Annotated in this window: 3 protein-coding genes; 2 read left to right on the top strand and 1 reads right to left on the bottom strand. The window is 37.8% G+C overall.

The genetic code is table 11. The features are described from left to right. On the top strand, positions 1-193 hold a 193-nt coding region (locus GO493_RS31185), incomplete at its 5' end, for a hypothetical protein (protein WP_232539172.1). An 87-nt stretch (positions 194-280) separates the two neighbouring features. Continuing rightward, positions 281-421, top strand: coding sequence for a hypothetical protein (locus GO493_RS30740; RefSeq protein ID WP_157310076.1), 141 nt, complete (start codon positions 281-283; stop codon positions 419-421). Here the strand turns inward: GO493_RS30740 and GO493_RS30735 are convergent. Continuing rightward, on the bottom strand, positions 418-888 hold the full coding sequence (locus tag GO493_RS30735; RefSeq protein ID WP_157310075.1) for a hypothetical protein: 471 nt from the start codon (positions 886-888) through the stop codon (positions 418-420). The two genes, GO493_RS30740 and GO493_RS30735, sit on opposite strands and share 4 nt — an antisense overlap. Positions 889-974 lie beyond the last annotated feature (86 nt).

Below are 974 nucleotides of genomic sequence, written 5' to 3'. Positions count from 1 at the left end.
CTCGTTACTGAATGATATTTTTTGGACCTTTGGGATCAATGCCCCGCTGCATCAGAAAAAATATCATTCAGTAACGAGGCCTGTTAAGTACTTAAGTTTTATTGACACAGTTTATTTTACACACCCAAACCCAAATCTTATTAAGGCATTTTTTATTCCTCGCAAGACAGTTAAATGGCCTCTTGCCTCTTAACTGACAGCCTGTTATCAACTAATTCCCTCTTTTAAGTGGCACACTTTCTTCAAACAGGAAAGACAACCGACCAATCTCTTGGCCAACATGGATTTATACAGTGAGCAGGAACTACTAGCGCGCATAGCGGAAGGAGACGAAAATGCCTTCAAAGCACTCTATTTCCGTTACGATACCATGTTATTATCTTTTTTACTGAAACTCACCCGTTCCAACACGGCTTTTTAATTACCGGAAAAGATCTTCTTATACACAAGAACGCATATACCGATAAGAAGTACTGATAAGAAAAAGATGCCAGACATCTTAACACTCTCTCTTTCTTCTTTCTCCACTTCTGCAGGTGGTATCAGTTGAATGGTGTTATATCTAAGACCAATTATTTTCACCGGCTTTAATGCATCATATACAGTATTTTTATCCGAGGCACGAATGCTGACCACAATTGTATCTCCCAAATTAATTTCTTCCATCAAACTTTGAATACGCTTGTTCTTATCTACAAAAGAAGAAACACCATCTGATATAATAAATTTACATGGATAGTCTTTTGCTCTGAAAACATATTCATCAGCTTTCTTATGCTCCGGAATGCGCTCCGGTTTAAAACTTAGTACCAGTGTTTTCTCTACTAAATCCTCTCCAAGGTAAGCCCGGATCAAGTTGAAAACTTGGGGGATTTTGATTCTAAGCATAGATTTTGGCTAATCTGTAAAGGAAAAACTCTACATCTCTGACTCCCCTTAGTGCATTTCTAAAGGCTTTAATCTTAGCATTGAAC

The sequence above is a fragment of the Chitinophaga tropicalis genome, from assembly GCF_009758205.1.
Taxonomy (GTDB): Bacteria; Bacteroidota; Bacteroidia; order Chitinophagales; family Chitinophagaceae; genus Chitinophaga; species Chitinophaga tropicalis.
The sequence above is the reverse complement of the archived record's forward strand: the minus strand, read 5'-3'. Positions and strand labels throughout refer to the sequence as shown.

Excerpts from the sequence above, each read along its gene's own strand:
- GO493_RS30740 (WP_157310076.1), top strand. The coding sequence starts at position 281 with ATGGATTTATACAGTGAGCAGGAACTACTAGCGCGCATAGCGGAAGGA.
- GO493_RS30735 (WP_157310075.1), bottom strand. The coding sequence starts at position 888 with ATGCTTAGAATCAAAATCCCCCAAGTTTTCAACTTGATCCGGGCTTAC.